This is a genomic window from Roseateles sp. 22389, assembly GCF_052044995.1.
Taxonomy (GTDB): domain Bacteria; phylum Pseudomonadota; class Gammaproteobacteria; order Burkholderiales; family Burkholderiaceae_C; genus Roseateles.
On record NZ_JBQEOF010000015.1, the window covers coordinates 1 to 19,883 of the forward strand.

Genomic DNA, 19,883 nt, shown 5'->3' on the forward strand with positions numbered 1-19,883 from the left:
CCCTTGTATCTTTCGTTTTGAGAGTACACACAGGTTTGTTTTGGCAGTTGTCCACAGCCCGTCTGCCCTCTGGGATACCTAGCCCGTGGGAGAGCATTTGGCGTGGACGACTGGCCGTCTGTTGAGCAAGCCCGAACAGTTGCTGGACGGCCGACATGCACTGGCGTGCTCGGACCTCGAATTTGCAAGGATGGGAAATGGCAGGCGCACCTGAACTGATTTTTGTTGGTATCGATGTTTCCAAAGCCACGCTTGAGGTGGCCTTGAATGACAGGGACAAGACGCAGACCTTCAGCAACGATGAGCCCGGTTTGAAGTCGCTGTTGGCGATGCTCACTGAGATGCGCGAGCGCGTGGGAGTCGTTCTGCTGGAAGCCACCGGTGGGCTGGAGCAGCCGGCGGCGGCGATGCTGTGCGCGCATGGTTTGGCCGTCATGGTGATCAATCCGCGCCAGGCGCATGACTTCGCCAAAGCGATGGGCTACCTGGCCAAGACGGACCGCACGGACGCGAAGATGCTGTCGCAGTTTGCGCGCACGCTGCATGCCAGCGACCGGCGCGAGCGACTGCTCTACAAACTGCCCACGGACGCGCAGGAGACACTGCTAGCCATGGTGACGCGGCGCAGTCAGCTCGTGGCCATGCGGGTGGCTGAGCACAACCGATTGGCGAGCATGCACGCGTCGCAGCGCAAGAGCATTCGCACCATTCTGAAGATGCTGGACCACCAAATCGGAAAGATCGATGACGATGCGGGCGGCTTCCTGAAGGAGCACTTCAAGGACAAGCTGGAGTTGCTCAAAGGGCTCAAGGGAGTGGGGCCAGGCACACAAGCGATGCTGATGGCTGCGCTGCCCGAACTCGGCCAACTCAAGCGACGCGAGATCGCCAAACTCGTGGGTGTGGCGCCGTTGAACAACGACAGCGGCACATTCAAGGGTCGGCGCTCCACCTGGGGTGGACGGGCCAATGTCCGTTCGGCGCTGTACATGGCTTCGCTCAGCGCTGTGCGTTATGACCCTGTCCTCAGGAGCTTCTACGAACGACTGGTGCAAGCGGGCAAGCCTAAGAAGGTGGCGCTGACCGCCTGCATGCACAAGCTGCTCACCATCATCAACGCCGTCATCAAGTCCGGCACCGCTTGGCAGCCCTCTTATCCACAGCCCGCGCTAGCCTGATTAGCGCTTGACTTGGAACACAGTTGCTCTCCCGCAAGCGGGAGAGGGGGTAAGACGGAGGAGAGCTCAGCGTGGCTCAGCGGGGCTCGGTGGGCGTCTGCATCGCCTGGGCGACGACCGAGAGCGCCACGATCTCCGGCTGCTTGCCCACGATGCCCGGAATGCCGATCGGGCAGGTCACGTGGGCGAGTTCGGCCGGGCTGAAGCCCCGTGCCTCCAGCCGGTGCCGGAAGGTCGCCCACTTGCTCTTGCTGCCGATCAGGCCGATGGAGGGCAGGTCGCGGGCCTCGCGCTGGCGCTTCAGGCACGCGGCCACGATGTCCAGGTCCTCCGCGTGGCTGAAGCTCATGATCAGCACCTGCGAGCCGGCCGCCAGCGTCGGCACCGCGCCCTGCACCGGCTCGGACTGCTCGGCGCGGACGTTGTCGGGCAGCGTCTCGGGGAAGACGCCCTCGCGGCTGTCGATCCAGTGGACCCTCACCGGCAGCCGGGCCAGCAGGTCCACGATCGCGCGGCCCACGTGGCCGCCACCGAACAGCGCGATCGGCCGCCAGCCGCTCTGGTCGCCCAGGCGCTCGGCGAGGCCGGCGATCGACCGGGCGTCCAGCCACTCGAAGCCCAGCCACACGACACCGCCGCAGCACTGGCCCAGCGACGGCCCGAGCGCGAAGCGCTGGCGCGCCTCCATCACCCGGCCCGCCGCAAGTGCGGCGCGCGCCTTGGCGATCGCATCGAACTCCAGTTGGCCGCCGCCGATCGTGTTCACCACCTCCGACGCGGTCACCGCCATCCAGGCCCCGACCTCCCGCGGCCCGCTGCCCTGCAGCGTCTCGACGCGCACCAGCACCGCCGGCTCGCGCGCGAGCTTCAGGGCCAGGGTCTGCCAGGGCCGCATCGGTCGCCTCAACTGCCCCGGTAGGTCGAGTACGACCAGGGGCTGGTCAGCAACGGCACGTGGTAGTGCGCCGCCGGGTCGGCGATGCCGAAGTCCAGCGGGACCTCGTCGAGGAATGCGGGCTCGGGCAGCTCGACGCGCTGGCCGCGGAAATAGGCGGCGACCTCGAACACCAGCCGGTAGCGGCCCGCGCGCAGCGCCTCGTCCGTCAGCAGCGGCGCGTCCGCGCGGCCGTCGGCATTGAGCCTCAGCGCCTGTAGCAATTGCGGCCCGCCCGCTTCCAGCCGGTACAGCCGCACCGCCATGCCGGCCGCCGGCCGGCCGTGCATCGTGTCCAGGACGTGTGTGGTGAGCTTGCCCATCGGCGCCTTCGATGAATGGGAGGAATGAAAGCGCAAAGTGTATACACTCCGGGACACACCGCCCACCCCAACATGAACGCCCGCGACCTCGACGCCAGCGCTTCCGTCACCGAGCGCATCACCGCCGCCATCACGCAGGCCATCGTCGAGCGTCGCCTGATGCCGGGCACCAAGCTGGTCGAGCAGCAGCTGGCGGACATCTTCGACTGCTCGCGCACGCTGGTGCGCCAGGCGCTGAACCAGCTCAGCCGCGACCGGCTGGTGAAGCTGGAGCCCGCCCGCGGCGCCTTCGTCGCGCAACCCAGCGTCGAGGAGGCGCGCCAGGTCTTCGAGGTGCGCAAGATGCTGGAGGCGGCGATGCTGACCCACCTCTGCCAGCGCATCACACCGGCGCAGATCAAGCAGCTGCGCGCCCACCTAAAGCAGGAGCGCGACGCCATCGGCCGCACCGACGTACCGGGTCGCACGCGGCTGCTGGCGGACTTCCATGTCGTGCTGGCCCGCATGCAGGGCAACGAGGTGCTCGCGCAGTTGCTGACCGACCTGCTCTCGCGCAGCTCGCTGATCGCGCTGATGTACCAGAGCTCCCATTCCGCCGCCGAATCGCAGTCCGAGCACGAAGCCATCGTCGACGCGCTCGAGGCCCGCGACAAGCGCGCGGCGCTGAAGCTGCTCGAGGCGCATCTCGGCAACGTCGAGGCCAACCTGCGGCTCGATCCGCGCGTGCAGGACCTGAAGTCGGTCCTCCAACCCTGACCCCGCCCCATCCATGAAGCCCGTCGTCTCCCCTGGCTATCCCCGCGACCTCGTCGGCTACGGCGAACACCCGCCGCATGCGCAATGGCCCGGCCAGGCGCGCATCGCGGTCCAGTTCGTCCTCAACTACGAGGAAGGCGGCGAGAACTCGGTGCTGCACGGCGACGCCGGCAGCGAGCAGTTCCTGTCCGAGATGTTCAATCCGCCCGCCTTCCCGGCGCGCCACCTGAGCATGGAGGGCATCTACGAATACGGCTCGCGCGCCGGCGTCTGGCGGCTGCTGCGCGAATTCGAGAAACGCGCGATGCCGCTGACCGTCTTCGGCGTGTCGATGGCGCTGGAGCGGCACCCGGAGCTGACGCGGGCCTTCGTCGAGCTGAACCACGAGATCGCCTGCCACGGCTGGCGCTGGATCCATTACCAGCAGGTCGACGAGGCCACCGAGCGCCAGCACATGGACATCGGCATGGACATCATCCAGCGCCTGACCGGTGAGCGGCCGTCGGGCTGGTACACCGGTCGCGACAGCCCGCACACGCGGCGCCTGGTCGCCGACTTCGGCGGCTTCGAGTACGACAGCGACTACTACGGCGACGATCTGCCCTTCTGGCTCAACGTCCGCAAGACCGATGGCACGCTGGCGCCGCAGCTGGTCGTGCCCTACACGCTGGACTGCAACGACATGCGCTTCGCGCTGCCGCAGGGCTTCAGCCACGGCGACGAGTTCTTCGAGTACCTGCGCGACAGCTTCGACGTGCTCTACGCCGAGGGCGCCGAGGCGCCGAAGATGATGAGCATCGGCATGCATTGCCGGCTGCTCGGCCGGCCGGGCCGCATGCGCGCGCTGCAGCGCTTCCTCGATCACGTCGAGAAGCATGACCGCGTCTGGATCGCGCGCCGCGTCGACATCGCCCGCCACTGGCGCGCGACGCATCCGTTCGATGCGGACAAGGCCTTCGTCTGGGGCTGAGGCCCCGGATCCTTCGAGTCTTCCGAGCCGCCGATGAGCACCACCGCCGTTCCGCCCTCTCCCGTCCTGTCCCTGCCCGCGCTGAACGCGGCGGGCGAGGACCCCTTCGTCGCGCTGCTGGACGGCGTCTACGAGCATTCGCCCTGGATCGCGCGACGGGCCTTCGCCACACGGCCCGCCGGGGGCTTCGCGAGCCTCGCCGCGCTCAAGCATGCGCTGGCCACCGTGGTTCGCGAGGCCGCGCTCGACGAGCAGCTCGGTCTCATCCGCGCGCACCCGGAACTCGCCGGCAAGGCGATGGTCGCGAAGTCGCTGACCGCCGAGTCCACCCACGAGCAGCGCACCGCCGGCCTCACCGCCTGCACGCCCGAGGAGTTCGCGCGCCTGCAGCAGCTGAACGCCGACTACAACGCGCGCTTCGGCTGGCCCTTCATCCTGGCGGTGCGCGGCCCGCGCGGCGACGGCCTGTCGCGCCAGCAGATCATCGACACCTTCGCGCGGCGCCTGAACGCGCATCCGGACATCGAGCGCGCCGAGTGCCTGCGCAACATCCACCGCATCGCGGAAATCCGGCTCAACGACAAGTTCGGCGTCGTGCCCCAGCTCGGCAACCAGGTCTGGGACTGGGCGGAATCGCTGGCGCGTTTCTCCGATCCGGGCTTCGCCGAGAACGGCCAGCTCACGGTGCTCTACCTGACGCACGCCCACCGGGCGGTCGCGGCGCAGCTCGCCGACTGGATGCGCGAGTGCGGCTTCGACGAGGTCGGCATCGATGCCGTCGGCAATGTCGTCGGCGTCTACCACGGCCAAGACCACGGCGAGGGCCACGGGCAGCCCGGCGAGGCGCCGCGCCTGCTCACCGGCAGCCATTACGACACGGTGCGCAACGGCGGCAAGTACGACGGCCGGCTCGGCATCCTCGTGCCCATGGCCTGCGTGCGCGAGCTGCATCGCGCGGGCCGCCGACTCAAGCACGGCATCGAGGTGGTCGGATTCTCGGAGGAGGAAGGGCAGCGCTACAAGGCGACCTTCCTCGGCTCCAGCGCGCTGGTCGGCCGCTTCGATCCGGCCTGGCTGGACCAGGCCGACGCCGATGGCGTCGTGCTGCGCGACCTCATGCGCGACGCCGGCCTGCCCGCGACGATGGACGCCATCCAGGCGCTGCGTCGCGACCCGGCGCGCTACCTCGGTTTCGTCGAGGTCCACATCGAGCAGGGCCCGGTGCTCAACGAGCTCGACCTGCCGCTGGGCATCGTCACCTCGATCAACGGCAGCATCCGCTACGTCGGCGAGGTGCGCGGCCTGGCCTCGCACGCCGGCACCACGCCGATGGACCGGCGCCGCGACGCCGCCGCGGCGGTCGCGGAGCTCATCCTGTATGTCGAGGAACGCGCCGGCGCCGTGCCCGAGGTCGTTGGCACCGTCGGCCAGCTGCAGGTCCCGAATGGCTCGATCAACGTCATCCCCGGCCGCTGCCGATTCAGCCTCGACCTGCGCGCGACCACCGACGCCGCGCGCGATGCGCTCGACGCCGACGTGCGTGCGCGCCTGGCGCAGATCTGCGAGCGGCGCGGCCTGAGCTTCACGCTCGAACGCACCGAAGCCGCCGCCGCCGCCCCGAGCGACGCGCATTGGCAGTCGCGCTGGGAGCGGGCCGTGAACGCCCTGGGCCTGCCGGTCCACCGGATGCCGTCGGGCGCGGGCCACGACGCGATGAAGCTCCACCAGGCGATGCCACAGGCCATGCTGTTCCAGCGCGGCCTGAACCTGGGCATCAGCCACAACCCGCTGGAGGCGATCAGCAACGACGACACCGAGCTCTGCGTGCGCGCCTTCCAGGCGCTGCTCGACGGCCTCTGATTCCCGTCAGGTCGCCGCGCCAGCTCGCCCCCTCCGATCGTCCGCCGCCCCGCCCTCCAGGCCGCATCACCTTCCGTCATCGCTCCGCGCTTCAGGATTGCCACCCCCATGACCGCTTCCCCGCCCTCCCTGCATGACGCGCTCGACGCGTGGATCGACGCCCACTTCGACGACGAGGTGCGCTTCCTGCAAGCGCTGGTGCGCGTGCCCACCGACACGCCGCCCGGCAACAACGCGCCGCATGCGGAGCGCACGGCCGAGCTGCTGGCCGAGATGGGCTATGTCGCCGAGCAGCATCCCGTGCCGCAGGCGCAGGTCCGTGAGTACGGCCTGGAGTCGCTGACCAACCTCATCGTGCGACGCCGCTTCGCGGACGGGGGGCCGGTGATCGCGCTGAACGCGCATGGGGACGTCGTGCCGCCTGGCGAGGGCTGGACACACGACCCGTACGGCGCCGAGGTGGTCGACGGCCGGCTGTACGGGCGTGCGTCGGCGGTCAGCAAGAGCGACTTCGCGACTTACACCTTCGCGCTGCGGGCGCTGGAGGCGCTGGGCGCGCCGCTGCAGGGCGGCGTCGAACTGCATTTCACCTACGACGAGGAATTCGGCGGCGAACTCGGCCCGGGCTGGTTACTCCGGCAGGGGCTGACGAAGCCGGACTACCTGCTGGCGGCTGGTTTCAGCTACCAGGTGGTGACCGCGCACAACGGCTGCCTGCAGATGGAAGTGACGGTGCACGGCAAGATGGCGCATGCCGCGATTCCGGACACCGGCATCGATGCGTTGCAGGGCGCGGTCGTGATCCTCAATGCGCTGTATGCGCGCAATGCCGAGTACCGGCGAACCACGTCGCAGGTCGAGGGCATCAAGCATCCGTATCTGAATGTGGGCCGCATCGAGGGCGGCACCAACACGAATGTCGTGCCGGGCAAGGTGAGCTTGAAGCTGGACCGCCGGATGATTCCGGAGGAGGACCCGGTGGTGGTCGAGGCCGAGATCCGCGAGACGATCGCGACGGCGGCGGCGGCGTATCCCGGCATCGAGGTGGACGTGAAGCGCCTGCTGCTGGCGCGTTCGCTGAAGCCGCTGCCGTCCAACCGTCCGCTGGTCGAGGCCTTGCAGCGCCACGGCGAGTTGATCTTCGGCGAGCCGATTCCCACCTCTGGCACGCCGTTGTACACGGATGTCCGTCTGTATGGCGAGCACGGCGTTCCTGCGGCGATCTATGGTGCGGGTCCGCGCACGGTGCTGGAGTCGCATGCCAAGCGTGCGGACGAGCGGGTCGAGTTGTCGGATCTTCGTCGTGCGACGAAGGTGGTTGCCCGCACCTTGCTGGACCTGCTCCAGAAGCGCTGACCGCCGCCTCCCAGGCCCCTCACCGTACGCCGCGGTGTCTGAGGCGTGCATGGCGGGGGCCGGCGGCGAAGCCGAGCGTTCCATCTGACTGGAGCGCCGTCTGTGTGAGCGACGCGAGCCGAAGGTGAGCAGAGCGAGTTGGCGCGTCCGCTCGGCTTCGCCGCCGGCCCCCGCCATGCATGCTCGCCCGGTCCTAGAATCCCCCGCGTCATGCGTCTGCAATTCCCCTCTGCTTCCACCCGCTGGATGGCCGTTTTGGTCTTCTGGTTGGCGGCGGTATTGCCTGCCGCCTCGATGGCGGCGCAGGCGTTGAGCGGGGAGTTGGCGCCGTGGACGCAGATTTGCCGATCCAGCGTGGTGGGTCCGCGGGCTGCCGAGTTGCGTGAGGGGTTGGCGGGCAGTGGTGTGGAGGATCAGGATCACGTGCTGTTCCAGCACTGTGCGTTCTGTCATCTGCATCAGGATGCGTTGCCGCTGCCGCCGGTGTCGGGTGTGTTGGCGCTGCGGGTTGAGTTGCGTGAGGGTTTGCCGGAGCGGTTCTTCAGCGCGGCGGTGACTGCGCATGTGTGGCGGAGGGCGCCGGCCAGGGCGCCGCCTTCGGTGGTTTGAGGCCGCTGCATCGGTGAGGTTCTGCAGCAGGGGGCACCGCGACGTGCGGGAGCTCCCACCCTCACCCCTCCCTCTCCCGCCCTGCGGGAGAGGGTGAAAAAAGGGGTTGGGAGAGCCCGACCGTGGGCTCTGCAGGCAACGGCTTTTCCGGTGCTCCTTCATTCCGTTGGAGTCCCTTCATGCAAAGACATTTCCGTGCGCGCCGCCTGCAAGTCGGCGTGCTTGCCCTGCTTGCGGGCGCCTGCGCCGCCACCGCGGCGGCAGACGACACTGCGCGTCGCACCGCGTCCCCCAGCACCGACCGTGTTGACGACGCCGAACCGGGGGCCTGGTCTCTCGGCGTAGCCCGAGTTGACGACACCGGGCTGCGTGCCGCGTCCCTCGGCGTCGTCCGGGTCGATGGCGCCGCGCCGACCTCCCTCCCCAGCCGCATCCCCACGACGATGGAGGGCGTTTCGGGCGAGGACATCGCCCGCGACATCAACGCCACCGATGCCGAGGACGCGCTCAAGTACCTGCCCAGCCTGCTGGTGCGCAAGCGCTACATCGGCGACTACAACCACGCAGTGCTGTCCACGCGCGCCTCGGGCTCCGGCAACAGCGCGCGATCGCTGGTCTATGCGGACGGCATCCTGCTGTCCAACCTGCTCGGCAATGGCGCTACCTTCGCGCCGCGCTGGGGGTTGGTGTCGCCCGAGGAAATCAGCCGCGTCGACGTCATGTACGGGCCGTTCTCGGCGGCGTATCCGGGCAACGCGGTGGGTGCGGTGGTCGACTACCAGACCCGCATGCCCACGCGCTTCGAAGCGCACGCGCGGGTTGGCTACAGCCATCAGCCCGATGGCCTGTACGGCGCGCGGCGGAGCTACGACGCGAAGCAGGCCAGCGCCTCGATCGGCAGTGCCGACGGCGCGTTTGCGTGGTGGCTGCACGCCGGTCGCACCGACAGCGAGGGCCAGCCGCAGACCTTCGCGACCCGGCCTGTGAGCAGCGCGACCGCCAATCCGGCCGCGCCGGCGGTGACAGGCGCGGTGCCAGGCCTGAACCGCGTCAATCAGCCGTGGCTGCTGCTCGGCAGCGGCACGCAGTACGACACCGTCCAGGACCAGGCGAAGCTGAAGCTGGCCTACGAGCTGGCGCCGGGCCTGCGGGCGCTCTATGTCTTCGGGCTGTGGAGCAATCGCTCGGATGGCCGCTCGCGGAGCTTCCTGATCGACGCCGCCGGCCAGCCGGTCGACCACCGCTACGGTGGCGGCCTCACGCAGCCGGTCAACATCGACGGCCAGGGCTACACGCTGGCCGCGAGCGACTTCCCGCAGACGCGGGATGAGCTCGAGCACCGCATGCATGCGCTGTCGCTGAAGCGGCGCGTCAGTGACGGGCTCGGCTGGGAGCTGTCGGGCAGCGTCTACGACTACCTCGCCGATCGCTCGCGCGCCTATGCGCCGACGCAGAAGGCCAGCGACGGTGGCCGCCTCACCGACCAGGCCGGCACCGGGTGGAACACGCTGTCCGCCAAGCTGACCTGGACGCCGGCGGGCAGCGATCACGCGATCGACGCCGGGCTCTCGCAAGAGCGCTACCAGCTGCGCACGCGGGTGTTCGCGCTCAGCGACTGGCGCTGGGGGGCGGCGGGCGCGCAGACCTCGCGCTTCGAAGGCGACACGCGCGTGCGGGCCGTCTTCGCGCAGGATGCCTGGAGCTTCGCGCCGGACTGGACCGCGGTGCTGGGCCTGCGCGGCGAGCGCTGGCAGGCTTTCGACGGGCTCACGCAGGCCGCTGCCGATGCCACGCCGCATCGGCACGATGACCGCACCCGCACCGCTTGGTCGCCGAAGGCGGCGCTGTCCTACGGCCTCTCCGAGCACTGGGTGCTGAAGGCCAGCACCGGACGCGCGGTGCGCTTTCCCACGGTGAGCGAGCTGTTCCAGGGCGGCTTCGACCCGGCCGGCAACTTCATCAACAGCAACCCGCTGCTGAAGCCCGAGCGCAGCTGGACCAGCGAGCTCAGCGCCGAATTGACGGGCCGCGGGCGCGACAACCTGCGGATCACGCTGTTCCACGAGGACAGCCGGGATGCGCTCTATTCGCAGATCAATCCGGGCGTGAGCACCTCGACCAGCACGGTGCAGAACATCGATCACGTGCGCACGCGCGGGGTCGAGCTCAGCGGCACGGCGACGCTGCCCCAGCGGGTCACGATGACGGGCAGCCTCACGTTCGCGGACTCGATCATCCTGGCCAACAGCGGCTACGCGGTGGTGCCCGGCGACACGATCGGCAAATGGCAGCCGCGCGTGCCGCGCTGGCGGGCGACACTGCTGGCGCAATGGCAGGCGCGGGACGACCTGAGCCTGAGCCTGGGGGCGCGCTATAGCGGCAAGCAGTTCAGCACCCTGGACAACAGCGACGTCAACGGCTTCGCCTACATGGCGGCGAGCAAGTACTTCACCGTCGATACGCGGGCGCAGTGGAAGATCGACCGCCAGTGGACGCTGGCCGCCGGCGTCGACAACCTCAACAACTACCGCTACTGGAACTTCCATCCGTATCCGGGACGGACCTTCCAGGTGGAAGCGAGGTGGGATTACTGAGGGGCTGCCTCAACCAGGTGGCCACAGCCTCGCCGTGTGGATGATCCGCGCGATCCAGAGCACCTCGTCTTCCACGCGATAGACGATGCGGTAGCGTCCCTTGACAAAGGTCTCTCGAGTCTCGAAGTCTTCCCCTCGCGTCCCCAAGCCGGGCTGGAACGCCAGCAGGGACAGCTTCCTGAGGAACTCCTTCCGCATCTTTCGAGCGGCGAAGGGGTTCTCGTGGAAGATTCGAATGAGGATGTCGAAGAGTTCTGTCTGGGCAATTCGGCTGAAAGCGACCTTCACCGTTTCGACGGGAGGTCCTCGGACCCCGCCGCTCCGAGAAGCTGGTCCAGCGACTTCTCGACGTCCTCCCACGAGACCGTCTCGCCGCGATGGATCTCGGCCAGGCCGGCCTCGATCATGCGGAACTCCTTCGCACGTTCGCTGGAAGGATCGTGGTACTCGGCTGAGCTTCGGAACAGCGCGGCGCGGATCATCTGCTCGACCAGTTCGTCGACCGTGAAGCGAGCGCGCCGCGCTCGCTCCTCAAGTTCGCTTTTCAGTTCCGCTGCAATGTGAACGGTCAATGCGGAGAGCTTGCTCATATACGGACTGAAGTCGATGCGCTCAAGGAGGGCGTTCATTCTGCACCTGCACTTTCCAACAAGGAGGAGAAGAGCAGTCTGAGCGCGCTGGCGACAACCCGGATTCAGCCAGCCGCCCAAAACGACTGGGACCAGTCAGCGCTCGCCGAAAGTCGACCACTTTGAGCCAGCCCCTCACGCCACAGGCCGGCGCGGTCGCCGCTCGCCGACGCCCTCCGAGCCCCTCGGTGTTTCCCCGCCCTGACCAAAGGCACCCCCGGGTGGGCCGGGCACAATGCCGGCCCACCGCCCCGCCCGGCCACGAGCCACGCGGGGCGGCTCCCCGACTCTCAGGAGCACACCGCATGCATTCCCGTCTCACGCTGACCGCCGCACTGGTGGTCGGACTCGGCGCCAGCGCGGCCGCCACCGCGCAAGCCCCCGCGCCCGCCGCTGCCTCCGCCACCGCCTCGCAGGGCCTGAGCTACCCGGTCACCCGCAAGGTCGAGCAGACCGACAACTACCACGGCACCACCGTGGCCGATCCGTACCGCTGGCTCGAGGACGACAACAGCGCCGACACCAAGGCCTGGGTCCAGGCCGAGAACGCGGTCACCGACAAGTTCCTCGCCGCGATGCCGCAGCGCCTGCCCGCGCGCAAGCTCTACACCGACCTCTACAACTTCGAGAAGTTCGGCGTCCCCTACAAGGAAGGCGGCCGCTACTTCTGGACCCGCAACGACGGCCTGCAGCAGCAGGCGGTGCTCTACACCGCGCGCAGCCTGAAGGACACGCCGCAGGTCGCGCTCGATCCCAACACGCTGTCCAAGGACGGCACCGTCGCCCTGACCGGCGGCGCCGTGTCGCGCGACGGCAAGCTGATGGCCTACGGCACCGCCGGCGCCGGCTCCGACTGGCAGACCTGGAAGGTCCGCGACCTCGACACCGGCAAGGACCTGCCCGACACCATCGAGTGGGTCAAGTTCTCCAGCGCGTCCTGGACGCCCGACGGCAAGGGCTTCTTCTACTCGCGCTACGACGCGCCCAAGGCCGGCGCGGCCCTCACCGGCGCCAACTACTTCCAGAAGGTGTACTACCACCGCCTGGGCACGGCCCAGTCCGCCGACGTGCTGGTCGCCGAGAACCCGGCCGAGAAGGAATGGGGCTTCAACGTCGAGGTCACCGACGACGGCCGCCTCGCGCTCATCAATGTCTGGAAGGGCTCGGCCCGCAAGAACGGCCTGATGCTGCTGCCGCTGGACGGCCAGGGCGGCTACGCCGGCGCCAAGCCGGTCCCGCTGACGCTGAGCTTCGATGCGGAGTACAGCCCCGTCGTGCTCGACGGCCAGCGCCTGATCGTCAAGACCGACAAGGACGCGCCGCGCGGCCGCCTGATCGCGATCGACCTCGACAAGGACTGGACCGCCAAGGATCCCAAGACCTGGACCACGCTGGTGCCCGAGACCAAGGACGCGCTGACCGCCGCGAGCGGCGTCGGTGGCCACCTGGTGCTGAGCTACCTGCAGGATGCCTCGACGCTGGTGCGCGTGCATGCGCCCAGCGGCAAGCATGTCCGCGACCTGCAGCTGCCGGGCGTCGGCACCGCCGCCGGCTTCGGCGGCAAGTGGAACGATCCCGAGACCTTCTTCAGCTACACCAGCCTGACCACGCCGGGCGAGATCTGGCGCCTGGACGCGAAGACCGGCCGCGCCGAGCTCTTCAAGCGCACCCAGACCGCGTTCGACGCCAGCCAGTTCGAGAGCAAGCGCGTCTTCGTCACCAGCAAGGACGGCACGAAGCTGCCGATCTTCATCGCGCACCGCAAGGGCCTGAAGCTGGACGGCAGCAACCCGACGCTGCTCTACGGCTACGGCGGCTTCAACGTGCCGATGACGCCCGGCTACGGCGTCACCGCCGCGACCTGGATGAAGATGGGCGGCGTCTACGTGCTGGCCGTGCTGCGTGGCGGCGGCGAGTACGGCGCCGGCTGGCACGAGGCCGGCACCAAGCTCAAGAAGCAGAACGTCTTCGACGACTTCATCGCCGCCGGCGAGTACCTGGTCGCCAACAAGTACACCCAGCCGGCCAAGCTCGCCATCAACGGCGGCTCCAACGGCGGCCTGCTGGTGGGCGCGGTCGTGAACCAGCGTCCGGAGCTGTTCGGCGCGGCGGTGCCGCAGGTCGGCGTGATGGACATGCTGCGCTTCCACAAGTTCACCATCGGCTGGGCATGGACCTCGGACTACGGCAGCTCGGAGAACGCGGACGAGTTCAAGGCGCTGCTGGCCTATTCGCCGCTGCACACGATCAAGAGCGGCCCCGGCGTGCGCTACCCCGCGATCCTGGTCACCACCGGCGACCATGACGACCGCGTCGTGCCGGCCCACAGCTTCAAGTACACCGCGACGCTGCAGGCCGCCGAGACCGGCCCCGCGCCCAAGCTGATCCGCATCGAGACGCAGGCCGGCCATGGCGCCGGCAAGCCGACCTCCAAGATCATCGAGGAGCGCGCGGACATCCTGGCCTTCATCGCCAACACCTTCGGCATGGACGTCAAGTGAGCTGAGGACCTCCGCGTCCCGATCGGCGCCGGTGCGCGCGCCACGGCGCCCTGCCAGCGGAAATGGCGGTGAAATCCGGCCAGTTGTTTGGCCGGATTTGGGGCCTGTTCTTCGCGGCTCGCCGGCGCGCCCGGCGGCGATGATGCGAAGCATGAAGACACGCCGCACGCCCGCCTGCCCGCAGACCACGCTCCCGCGTCCCTGCTCGCATCCCTGCCCGGCCAGGCCCGCCCCGGCGCGGTCGCGACGCGACTGAGTCCTCCCCGATCCACGCGCCCAGGCCGCGTCCCCTCGCGGGTCGCCTCATGGCCGGCGCGCACGCGCTTCCGAATCGCCACGCCGCAGCGCCACGCCCTCGCAGTCAGGGTGTCCAGGCGGCGTCCCAGCGCTCTTGCCCGGCCCTTCGCACGAGGGGCCGGGCTTCTTTTCTTGCGGCGCTCAGCGCTTCTCCAGCGCGTAGGCGCGCACGTGGTCGCCAGGCTTGGTGCCCGTCGACCCATGCCCACCGGCGACCACCAGCAGGTACTGCCGCCCGTCCGCGCCGAGATAGGTCATCGGCGTGGCCTGGCCCCCAGCGGGCAGACGGCTTTCCCACACCACGCGGCCGTCGTTGACGTCGTAGGCGCGGACGTAGTCGTCCATGCTGCCCGAGAGGAAGGCCAGGCCGCCGGCGGTCATCAGCGGTCCGCCCAGGCTGGGCACGCCCAGGCGCAGCGGCAGGGGCAGCGGCGAGAGGTCGCGCACCGTGCCGTTGCGATGGCGCCAGACGATGCGGCCCTCGTTCAGGTCGACACCGGCCACCGTGCCCCACGGCGGCGCCTGGCACGGCACGCCCAGCGGCGAGGTGAAGGGCTTCATCCGCGACGCGAAGGGCGCGCCGAAGTTCTCGTTCAGCGCCGGCAGCGAGCCGCTGGGCGGTCCCTCGTCCTGCACCAGCTGCGAGCTGTCGTCGCGGCGCGGCACCAGCTGCGAGGTGAAGGCCAGCACCGCCGGCGTCGTGAAGGCGATGCCGCGCACCGGATCGACGGCGATGCTGCCCCAGTTGAAGACGCCGAAGTTGCCGGGGTTGATCAGCGAGCCCTGCGTCGACGGCGGCGTGAAGCGGCCCTCGTAACGCAGGCGGTGGAAGGCGATGCGGCACCAGAGCTGGTCGAACATCGTCACGCCCCACAAGTCGCGCTCGCGCAGCACCGGCGGGTTGAAGGAGATCGCCGAGACCGGCTGCGTCGGCGCGGTGAAGTCGCCCGCCGCGGCGCCCTGCGGTGCCGGCGTCTCGGTCACCGGGAACACCGGCCGGCCATCGCGGCGGTCGAGCACGAACAGCTCGCCCTGCTTGGTCGGCTGCACCAGCGCCGGCACCCGCGTGCCGCGCACCGTCAGGTCCACCAGCACCGGCTGCGCGGGCACGTCGTAATCCCACAGGTCGTGGTGGACCGTCTGGAAGACCCAGCGCAGGCGGCCGGTCGCCAGGTCGAGCGCCACCACCGAGGACGAATGCCGCTCCACCGCCGCCGAGCGCTTGCCGCCCCATTGGTCGGGCGGCTGGTTGCCCATCGGCAGGTAGACCAGGCCGAGGTCCTCGTCGACGCTGGCCACCGACCAGCTGTTGGGCGAATTGGCCGTGTAGGTCTGCCCGGCCGGCAGCGGCGCGGTCGCATCCGGGTTGGCCGAGTCCCAGTTCCAGACCAGCGCGCCGGTCTCGATGTCGTAGGCGCGGATCACGCCGGACTGTTCCTTGACCGACGCGTTGTCCAGCACCGTGCCGCCGACGATCACCAGCCGCCGCGTGACGACCACCGGCGAGGTCGAGTAGTACGCGCCCGGCTTGGCGTTAGGCATGCCGGCCCACAGGTCGACCGCGCCCTGCCGGCCGAAGCCGGGGCAAGGCTTGCCGGAGGCGGGATCGAGCGCGATCAGGCGCGCGTCGGCCGTCGGCATGAAGAGCTTGGCCGCGCAGGCCGGCGCCCGCGCGCCGGCGGCGGCCATCGGATCGGGCGGCGGCTGGTAGGACAGGCCCCGGCAGGTCAGGTGCTGCAGCGCGAGTTCACCGCGCACCTGCGGATCGAAGCGCCACAGCTCGCGGCCTGTCGTCGCGTCCAGCGCCAGCACCGTCTGGTGCGGGGTGCAGAGGAACAGCCGCTCGCCGACCTTGAGCGGCGTGACCTCGAAGGTGGTCTCCTTCGGATCGCCGGGCCGGCCGCGGACATCGCCGGTGCGGAACTCCCAGGCCAGCTTGAGGTCGCCGACGTTGGCCGGCGTGATCTGCGCGAGCGGCGACCAGCGCTGGCCGAAGCCGGTGCGGCCGTAGGCATGCCATTCGCCATCGGGCACAGCCGCGGCGCCCGAGGCCGCCACGCCCGGGGGACGCGCCGCGCCGTTGGCCGGCATCGTGCCCTCCAGCACGTGCAGGTCCCGCGTCCAGGACACGACGGCCACGACGACGAAGGCGCCCAGCGCCGCGGCCAGCACCAGCGCCGGCGGACTGCGCCACGCGACGCGACGCGGATCGTCCACCGGCAGGTGGCGGCGCATCGTCGGCACCAGCGCCAGCAGCACCGCGCCGAGGACGAAGGGCACGCCCAGTCGCGCGCCCAGCGGCCACCAGTCCAGGCCGGCCTCCCACAGGCTCCATGCCAGCGTGGCGAGGAAGTAGAGCGCGTAGCCGAGCACCGCCTCGCGCAGCCGGCCCCACATCAGCGCGCCGATGAGGGCCCAGGCCAGGCCCGACAGCGCATAGAACCAGCTGCCGCCGAGCGAGGCCAGCAGGCCGCCCGCGGCCAGCATGACGAATCCGAGGACCAGCAGCACCACGCCGAGGACGCGGGCGAGCCAGGGCACCGGGGCGGGAACGGGGGCGAGGACATTCGACATGTCGCCGAAGCGGCAATCGACATGCCGATTGCCCACGGCCGCTGTGGACAAGTCGTGGGAAAAGCTGAGGCCGGCGCCTTCAAGCCCTTGATCCGCCAGGACCTTTCTTGCGCTGCCTCAATTTCAGGCAGCGCCTTGCCGCAGCGGCCCCCGGAGGAGCTTCACGCGCGGTTCACGCCGCCGTCGACCTCGAGCCGCCCTTCGACGCGCAGCAGCGTCTCCAGCGCCTGGCTGCGCAGGCCGTAGAAGCGCTTGATCTCGTCGAGCTGCGACAGCAGCTCCGCGCGCCGCGCCGGGGACAGGTCTTGCGGGCGCTTCACCGCCAGCACCATCTTGTTCTTGCTGGTGTGCTCCAGCGCGATGAACTCGATGACCTGCGTGTCGTAGCCCATCAGCTCCAGCAGCAGCGCGCGCAGCGAGTCGGTGACCATCTCGGCCTCCTGGCCCAGGTGGATGCCATGCTGCAGCAGCGGCCGCAGCGCGGCCGGCGTGTTCATCTGCGGCCGGATCTCCTTGTGGCAGCAGGGCGCGCACATGATGATCCGCGCGCCGCTGCGCAGGCCGAAGTGCATCGCGTGGTCGGTCGCGATGTCGCAGGCATGCAGCGCGACCATGACGTCCAGCGGCTGGTCGCCGCGCTCGCGCACGTCGCCATGCTCGAAGCTCAGTCCCGCCAGCCCGTGCCGGGCCGCGGCCGCGTTGCCCAGCGCCACCATGTCCTGCTTGAGCTCCACGCCCTGCACCTGCGGCGCCAGGCCCTGCGCGCGCAGCCAGTCGTGCATCGCGAAGGTCAGGTAGCCCTTGCCGGAACCGAAGTCGGCCACCCGCACCGGGCGGTCCGCGCCGGCCGGTGCGTCCAGGCCCGCCTTGCGGACCGCGGCGCCGAAGATCTCGATGAACTTGTTGATCTGCTTCCACTTGCGCGCCATCGCCGGCACCAGCGCGGCCTGGCCCTTGAGCTCGTGGGTGACGCCCAGGTCGCGCCAGAAGGGCTGCGCCATCGACAGCTCGCGCGGCTTGGCGCGGTCATGGCCGCCGGGCGCGATCGAAGCGCCCTCGCCGCCCGGGCCGGCCGGGCCGTCCAGGCCATCCGCTTGCGCCGCGGCCTTCTTCCCCACCTGCAGCAGCGGCTTGCCCTTGCGGCTGAAGCGCAGCTGGACTTCCTCGCCGAGCGTGTCCAGGTGGGCCTGCTGGAAATCGCGGCCCAGCAACTGCTCCAGCAGCGCCAGGCCTTCCTCCAGCGGATGGTTCTTGGTCACGTCCTTGGTCTTGTGGCGCCACAGGAAGCTCAGCGCGCGCTCGCCGCGCAGTTCGATGTCGCGCACCGTCAGGCGTTCGATCGAGGCGTCCTCGCCCTCATGGCGGCCCAGCAGCAGGCGCTGGAAGCGGCGCTCGGCCAGCGCGGTGCGCAGCAGGCGCAGGAAGCGCTGGCGCTCGTCGGGCGCGGGCGTGTCGGGAACAGGGGAGCTGAACAGGGGATTTCCGGCGGACATGGGGCCGGATTGTCCCCTGTCCGGCTCAGGCCGGCCGGTCCAGGACCTGGCGGGCGCGCTCGAGCGCCTGCATCAGGTCGCTCACCGCCAGGCGGCGGCACAGCGCGTCGACCCGCGTCCCGTAGGCCGCCTCGCTCAGGCCCAGGGCCTCGGCCTGCTGCTCCGGGCGCGGGCGGCCCAGCAGGCCGAAGAGCAGTTCGGCGTCGGCCTGCGGCAGGTCCAGCGCCTTGGCCAGCATCGCGATGCTGGCGGCCTCGTCGGCCTCGCGCAGCACCAGCAGCCAGTGGCCGTCGCCGATGACCTCGGGGTCGGCGGCCATCAGCGCGAAGCTCAGGCGCTGGCGCGGCGCGCCGGAGGGCGGCGCCACAGTGAGCGAGGACGGCGGCGCGCCGGCCCGCCGACGCAGCGCCTCGCGGTGCAGCCAGGCCAGCACCTCCGGCGGCAGGCGCGCATGGTCCGACCACGGCGGCGGGAAGTATGCGCCCATCAAGGCCCGCGCCTGCGGCGTCTGCCAGGCGCAGTGGCCGTCGCGCTCGCGCACCGTCATGCTGGCCGTCGGCCGGCGCGGCGCCGCCGTGCCCGTGCCGCGCGCCGGGCGCAGCAGGCGCTCGATCCGCATCAGCAGCTCGCTCATGCGCACCGGCTTGATCAGGCACTCGGCCGCCCCGGCGGCCAGCAGCGCGCCGATGCGCGGCGGGTCCTGCGGCCGGCTCAGCGTCAGCACCGGCGCCGGGCCCGCGGCCAACCGCCGCAGCAGCGCCAGCGGGCCGTCGCCCGGCAGGTCGGGCAGGGTCATGTCCATGATCACCAGCGCGGGCCGCGCGCCCAGGCCGTCGACCGCCGCGATCGCATCCGCGGCGCGGAGCAGCTCGTAGCCGCTCTCCTCCAGCACGGCGGCCAGCGGCTGCACGCTCAGCGCCTGCACGACCAGCAGCCGGATGCGGGCGTCGGCGCCGGTGCCAGCGCCTGTGCCATCACCCATGCCCGAGGAGCCAGGAGATCCGGTGCCTGTCCCGGAAGCGCTGGCATCGACGGCCTCTTCGGTGCGGGCGGGCGGCATGTCGGCGCGCGGCTGGGAGGGTCGAGGTGGCGGGAGCGGCAGGGACGGCATGCGTTCCACCATACAAATCCCATGCCCGCTTCTCAAGGGGACGGGACCGGGCCGAAGCCTCGAATTCCAGGGCCTTCGCCCCGGTCGCGCGGCGATCGGCCCGCCAGGGGCTGACGCACAATGGCCGGCGCCATGGACGATACCCCCGCCTCGCCCGACGTCGACCCGACCGCCCCGCCGCCCGACGGCAGCGCGGCCGCGCCCGCCGCCACGCCCGCCCCCGCCGCGCCGGCCGCGCCGTGGGAAGGACCGTCGCCGGACGTCGTCGCCTGGCTGCTGGTGAACTGGCACAACAAGCATCCGCTGGCGCGTCGCATCGGCATCGCGGACGTGCACACCGTCGGTGCCGTCGCCCTGCCCTTCATGGCGCAGGCGCTGCCCAAGGAACCGAGCCTCGAGGCCGCCACCGCGCCGCCCCAGAGCGCCGCCCCGTCGCCGGCGAAGCGACGCCTGCCGTGGCAGCGCAAGGCCGCCGCGAACGGGCCTCGGCCGGCGTGGGTCGATGAATTCATCCCGGGGCTGAAGACCTCGGCGGTGGCCGCGATGGCGCTGGACCACGGCTTCACCGCCGCGCCGGAGGAACTGCCGCTGCGGCGCGTCGAGATCGATGAACGCGCGCTGGCCGCCGACGCGAACCAGGCTGGTGCATGGCCGATGGAATTGGTGCTGCTGAGCGCCGCCTTCGATGCGGGGCCGGC

At 70.3% G+C, this 19,883-nt stretch carries 15 protein-coding genes; 8 read left to right on the forward strand and 7 right to left on the reverse strand.

Annotation, left to right across the window (positions count from 1 at the left end):
- Positions 1-197: 197 nt before the first annotated feature.
- Positions 198-1,178, forward strand: coding sequence for an IS110 family transposase (locus ACTJKJ_RS19180; protein ID WP_440819474.1), 981 nt, complete (start codon positions 198-200; stop codon positions 1,176-1,178).
- Positions 1,179-1,254: 76 nt separating this feature from the next.
- Here ACTJKJ_RS19180 and xdhC read toward each other — a convergent pair whose 3' ends face one another.
- Both xdhC and uraH read right to left on the reverse strand, forming a co-directional pair.
- The gene (gene xdhC, locus ACTJKJ_RS19185) at positions 1,255-2,073 is read right to left on the reverse strand and encodes a xanthine dehydrogenase accessory protein XdhC (RefSeq protein ID WP_297384651.1); all 819 of its coding nucleotides are present in this window, start codon (positions 2,071-2,073) and stop codon (positions 1,255-1,257) included.
- Between the two features lie 8 nt (positions 2,074-2,081).
- Positions 2,082-2,435, reverse strand: a complete 354-nt coding sequence (uraH, locus tag ACTJKJ_RS19190; RefSeq protein WP_440821409.1) for a hydroxyisourate hydrolase — start codon at positions 2,433-2,435, stop codon at positions 2,082-2,084.
- A 72-nt stretch (positions 2,436-2,507) separates the two neighbouring features.
- On the opposite strand from uraH, the gene ACTJKJ_RS19195 reads away from it, so the two are divergent.
- The 6 genes from ACTJKJ_RS19195 (at position 2,508) to ACTJKJ_RS19220 (ending at position 10,580) form a co-directional block, all read left to right on the forward strand.
- Positions 2,508-3,191 (forward strand): GntR family transcriptional regulator, encoded by a 684-nt coding sequence (locus ACTJKJ_RS19195; protein WP_091721867.1) that lies wholly within the window; start codon positions 2,508-2,510, stop codon positions 3,189-3,191.
- A gap of 13 nt (positions 3,192-3,204) precedes the next feature.
- The gene (puuE, locus tag ACTJKJ_RS19200; protein ID WP_183485509.1) at positions 3,205-4,161 is read left to right on the forward strand and encodes an allantoinase PuuE; all 957 of its coding nucleotides are present in this window, start codon (positions 3,205-3,207) and stop codon (positions 4,159-4,161) included.
- A gap of 33 nt (positions 4,162-4,194) precedes the next feature.
- On the forward strand, positions 4,195-6,021 hold the full coding sequence (uraD, locus tag ACTJKJ_RS19205) for a 2-oxo-4-hydroxy-4-carboxy-5-ureidoimidazoline decarboxylase (protein WP_440821410.1): 1,827 nt from the start codon (positions 4,195-4,197) through the stop codon (positions 6,019-6,021).
- 108 nt (positions 6,022-6,129) lie between these two features.
- On the forward strand, positions 6,130-7,377 hold the full coding sequence (locus tag ACTJKJ_RS19210) for a M20 family metallopeptidase (protein WP_440821411.1): 1,248 nt from the start codon (positions 6,130-6,132) through the stop codon (positions 7,375-7,377).
- A gap of 210 nt (positions 7,378-7,587) precedes the next feature.
- The gene (locus ACTJKJ_RS19215; protein WP_440821412.1) at positions 7,588-7,986 is read left to right on the forward strand and encodes a DUF2946 domain-containing protein; all 399 of its coding nucleotides are present in this window, start codon (positions 7,588-7,590) and stop codon (positions 7,984-7,986) included.
- A gap of 179 nt (positions 7,987-8,165) precedes the next feature.
- Complete coding sequence (locus ACTJKJ_RS19220; protein WP_297384637.1) at positions 8,166-10,580, forward strand: TonB-dependent receptor; 2,415 nt, start codon at positions 8,166-8,168, stop codon at positions 10,578-10,580.
- Positions 10,581-10,589: 9 nt separating this feature from the next.
- Here ACTJKJ_RS19220 and ACTJKJ_RS19225 read toward each other — a convergent pair whose 3' ends face one another.
- Both ACTJKJ_RS19225 and ACTJKJ_RS19230 read right to left on the reverse strand, forming a co-directional pair.
- The gene (locus ACTJKJ_RS19225; RefSeq protein WP_440821413.1) at positions 10,590-10,868 is read right to left on the reverse strand and encodes a type II toxin-antitoxin system RelE/ParE family toxin; all 279 of its coding nucleotides are present in this window, start codon (positions 10,866-10,868) and stop codon (positions 10,590-10,592) included.
- On the reverse strand, positions 10,865-11,209 hold the full coding sequence (locus ACTJKJ_RS19230) for a hypothetical protein (protein ID WP_091721839.1): 345 nt from the start codon (positions 11,207-11,209) through the stop codon (positions 10,865-10,867). Before ACTJKJ_RS19230 ends, ACTJKJ_RS19225 begins: the two co-directional genes overlap by 4 nt.
- Before the next feature lie 305 nt (positions 11,210-11,514).
- On the opposite strand from ACTJKJ_RS19230, the gene ACTJKJ_RS19235 reads away from it, so the two are divergent.
- Positions 11,515-13,710 carry a prolyl oligopeptidase family serine peptidase gene (locus tag ACTJKJ_RS19235; protein WP_297384632.1) on the forward strand — a complete coding sequence of 732 codons (2,196 nt, stop codon included), beginning with the start codon at positions 11,515-11,517 and terminating at the stop codon, positions 13,708-13,710.
- 438 nt (positions 13,711-14,148) lie between these two features.
- Here the strand turns inward: ACTJKJ_RS19235 and ACTJKJ_RS19240 are convergent, their stop codons facing one another.
- From ACTJKJ_RS19240 to ACTJKJ_RS19250, 3 genes are all read right to left on the reverse strand, one after another.
- Positions 14,149-16,581, reverse strand: a complete 2,433-nt coding sequence (locus tag ACTJKJ_RS19240) for a membrane-bound PQQ-dependent dehydrogenase, glucose/quinate/shikimate family (protein WP_440821414.1) — start codon at positions 16,579-16,581, stop codon at positions 14,149-14,151.
- A 161-nt stretch (positions 16,582-16,742) separates the two neighbouring features.
- Complete coding sequence (locus tag ACTJKJ_RS19245) at positions 16,743-18,074, reverse strand: class I SAM-dependent methyltransferase (RefSeq protein WP_440821415.1); 1,332 nt, start codon at positions 18,072-18,074, stop codon at positions 16,743-16,745.
- A 25-nt stretch (positions 18,075-18,099) separates the two neighbouring features.
- Positions 18,100-19,056 (reverse strand): response regulator, encoded by a 957-nt coding sequence (locus ACTJKJ_RS19250; RefSeq protein ID WP_440821416.1) that lies wholly within the window; start codon positions 19,054-19,056, stop codon positions 18,100-18,102.
- Between the last annotated feature and the right edge of the window lie 827 nt (positions 19,057-19,883).